Consider the following 3,956-nt stretch of genomic DNA (forward strand, 5'->3'; position numbering starts at 1 on the left):
CACCCTGATCGTCGACCACGTAGACGATCTGCTGAGCGAGTCTGGCCGACAACGCGATCGTGGGGACCAGAAGCTTCTCCTCGGTGCCGGTCTTCACCCGGGCACGGATGAACTGACCCGGCAGGAAGCGCTCGTCGGTGTTCGGCAATAGGGCGCGCACGAGGCGACGGGCGGTGCGGGGGTCAAATCGGTTGTCGAGCTGATAGACCTTCGCGTCGCGCATGGGTTTGCCGGCCTCGTCCAGCACCTCCACGGTCACGGGGCCCTTCTGCATCGCCTCGCGCAGCGCCTCGGAATCCTCGGAGGAGAGCGCCATCTGCACGTCGATCGGGTCGAGCTGCACCACCGTGACCAGCTGCGTCTGGTTCTCGATGACGAGGTCGCCGGGGTTGACGATCGACAGGCTCGCCCGCCCGTCGAAGGGGGCATTCACCACCGCGTAGTCGAGGTTGAGGTTCTGCCGCGCGATCGCGGCCTCGGCCCCCTGGACCTGGGCGGCGGCGGAGGCGGCGTTCGACTGAAGCTGCTGGAGGCGCTGCTCGGAGGCGTAGCCCTTGTCGGCCAGCGTGTCGGTCCGGCTCACCTCGGCTTGCGCGAACTGGAGCTGCGCCTTGGCCTGCGCCTCCTGGGCCTGCGCCTGGGCGAGCGCCACCTGGAACGGACGCGGGTCGATCCGGAAGAGCACCTGCCCCTTCTTCACGTGGCCACCCGGCTCGAAGGGGCGATCGGTGACGTTGCCGGTCACCCGGGCCCGCAGGGCCGCGTCCTGCTGCGCGATGATCGTCCCCGTATAGGTGAAGCTGATCGGCACCGCCTGCGTCCGCGCCGTCATCACCGTCACGGCGATCGGCGGCTCGGCCTCAGCGGTCTCGGGCGGCCGGTCCGACCAGGGCAGGGCCGCCATCAGCACGGACGGGTCCGGTCGGCCCATCGCGAACCAGCCGCCCGCCGCCAGGACCAGCGCGGCGCCACATCCGAGTAAGCCGTACCGAATCCCCGCCCGCACGCCGCCTGCTCCCCGCTGCGGCGCGCTCGGCGCCGAACCGGACAGGGAACACGCCAAACGCGCTCGCGTTGCACGCCCGGTCCTCGCGGCCACCGACCACCGTCGAGGTCCGATGTTCGCCCGCTTCGTCGATCGGCCGGTCCTCGCGGCCGTCATCTCGGTTCTGATCACCCTGATCGGCGCGGTGGCGGGCCTGACCCTGCCGATCGCGCAGTTTCCCGAGATCGCGCCGCCGATCATCAACATCCAGGCGACCTATCCGGGCGCGAGCGCACAGCAGGCCTACGACGCCGTCACGACGCCCCTGGAACAGGAGATCAACGGCGCCCAGCACCTCCTGTACATCGCGTCGACCAGCAACACGGATGGCAGCGTCAACCTCGACGCGACCTTCGAGATCGGCTCCGATCTCGACGCCGCCGCCGCCGAGGTGCTGACCCGCGCCAACCGGGCCGAGTCGAAGCTCCCGGCCTCGGTGCGCGCGCAGGGCCTAGAGATCCAGAAGAGCTCCCGCCAGCGGCTCGGCAACATCGTGCTCTACGCCGATCCGGGCTCGCCCTACGACGAGCTGTTCCTGGCCAACTGGGCCGAGACGCAGGTGATCAAACCCCTGCGCCGGGTCGACGGCATGGGCCGGATCCAGAACTTCTCCCAGAAGCGCTACGCCATGCGCATCTGGCTCGATCCGGTGAAGATGGAGGCCCTGGCGATCAGCCCCGATGCGGTGATCCGCGCGGTGAGCCAGCAGAATGAGCAGATCACCACCGGATCCCTCGGCAAGCCGCCGACCGATGGGCAGCCCACCGCCTTCGAGCTGCAGGTCGTGACTCAGGGGCGGCTGAGCCAGCCCCAGGAATTCGCCAACATCCTGCTGCGGGCCAACCCCGACGGCTCCGTGGTCCGGGTCCGGGACGTGGCGCGGGTGGAGTTGGGTTCGGAGCAGTACGGCGTGCGCTCCGGCTTCGACGGGCAGCCCTCGGCGACGCTCGGCCTCTACCAGACGCCCGGCGCCAACGCGGTCCATGTGATGGACGGGGTGAAGGCCACCATGGAAGAGCTGGCCCGGCGGTTCCCGCCCGGGCTCAAGTACAAGATCGCCCTCGACCGCACCGAGTTCGTCCGCGAGGCGATCCGCGAGGTGGTCCACACCCTGTTCGAGGCGCTCCTCCTCGTCGTCATCGTCACCTACCTGTTCCTGCAGAACTGGCGGGCGACGCTGATCCCCTCCATCGCCGTGCCGGTGGCGCTGGTCGGGACCTTCGGCCCGATGGCGCTGCTCGGCTTCTCCTTCAACACCTTGAGCCTGCTCGGCATGGTGCTGGCGGTGGGCCTCGTGGTCGACGACGCGATCATCGTGGTCGAGAACACCGAGCGGCTGATGGACGAGGGGATGGAGCCGCGGCCGGCCGCCCGGGAGGCGGTGAACGAGGTCGCCGGCCCGGTGATCGCCACCACCCTGGTCCTGGCCGCCCTGTTCGTGCCGGTGGCCTTCATCCCGGGCCTGACCGGCCAGCTCTACAACCAGTTCGCCCTGACCATCGCGATCTCGGTGATGATCTCGGCCGTCGTCTCGCTGACCCTGACGCCGGCGCTCTGCGGCCTGATCCTGAGGCACCGGCCGGAGGGGGCGCAGGCCCGGCAGAGCCGGTGGAAGGCGCCGCTGCGCTGGTTCAACCGGACGCTGGAGCGGGCCGCGGGCCTCCTCACCGCGATGATCGGGCAGCTCAGCCGCCATCTGGTGCTCGTCGGCCTCGCCTTCGCGGCCTTCGCGGCGCTCACCGTGCTCCTCGTGATGCAGCGCCCGACCGGCTTCGTCCCGAATGAGGATCAGGGCTACTTCTTCGCCGACGTCGCCCTGCCCAAGGGCGCCGCCGTGGCGCGCACCGACCGCATGGTCGAGCGGCTCGGCAAGAGCCTGCGGGACATGCCGGAGGTCGATCACACGATCGGCGTCGTCGGGCGCAGCATCCTCGCCGACGCGGTGGCGCCGTTCTACGGGTTCCAGATCCCCGTCCTGAAGCCCTGGGGCGAGCGGACGGCCTCGGCCGACGCCATCATCGCCCGCGTGCAGAAGCAGTTCCGGCACGATCCGGACGGGACGGTGCGGGTGGTCAACCCGTCGCCGCTGCCCGGCCTCGGCACGCGCAGCGGCCTGACCCTGGAGATCCAGGACCGCAGCGGCACCGGGGGCCTCAAGCTCGCCGCGGCGGCGCAGCGCTTCATCGACGAGATGGAGAAGAGCCCCAACATCGCCCAGGCGCTCCCGACGACGAGCTACGGCGTCCCGCAGATCCGCCTGGAGATCGACCGGGCCAAGGCCGAGCAGCTCGGCGTGCCCCTCCAGAACCTGTTCGACGCGCTCGGGACCTATGTCGGATCGAGCTTCGTCAACCTCTTCAACCGCTTCGGCTTCGTCTACCAGGTCTACGTGCAGAGCGAGGCCGCGGGCCGGCGCACGATCCAGGATCTGGAGGCCCTGCCGGTCCTGAACAGCCGGGGCGAGCCGGTGCGGATCGGCTCCCTGGTGCGGGCGGAGTTCACCACCGGCCCCACCGCCGTCCTGTCCTACAACACCTACCCGGCCATCGAGGTGGCGATCGAGGTGGCCTCCACCGCGAGTTCCGGCACGGTGCTCAAGGAAGTCGAGGCGCTCGCCAAGAGCCGCCTGCCGGCCGACTACGCGGTGGAATGGACCGACGTCGCCTATCAGGAGAAGGTCGCGGGCGGCTACGCGCCGCTGATCTTCGGCCTCGGCGTCCTGATGATCTTCCTGCTGCTGGCGGGCCAGTACGAGTCGCTGCGCCTGCCCTTCGTGATCCTGCTCGCGACGCCGATCGCGATCTTCGGCGCCATCGGCTTCCTGGCGGTGCGGGGGCTCGAACTCGACATCTTCGGCCAGATCGGGCTCCTGCTGCTCGTGGGCCTGGCCGCCAAGAACTCGATCCTGCTC

The 3,956-nt window shown here is 69.9% G+C and carries 2 protein-coding genes; one reads left to right on the top strand and one right to left on the bottom strand.

Going from position 1 to position 3,956, the window contains the following annotated elements; genetic code table 11:
• A partial coding sequence (locus tag I53_RS01900) for an efflux RND transporter periplasmic adaptor subunit (RefSeq protein ID WP_043346056.1) occupies window positions 1-1,006 on the bottom strand: 1,006 nt, incomplete at its 3' end.
• 112 nt (window positions 1,007-1,118) lie between these two features.
• Between I53_RS01900 and I53_RS01905 the strand changes: the two genes are divergently transcribed.
• Window positions 1,119-3,956: efflux RND transporter permease subunit (locus I53_RS01905; RefSeq protein ID WP_043346055.1), on the top strand; the 2,838-nt coding region annotated here is incomplete at its 3' end.

The organism is Methylobacterium sp. B1 (assembly GCF_000333255.1).
Classification (GTDB): domain Bacteria; phylum Pseudomonadota; class Alphaproteobacteria; order Rhizobiales; family Beijerinckiaceae; genus Methylobacterium; species Methylobacterium fujisawaense.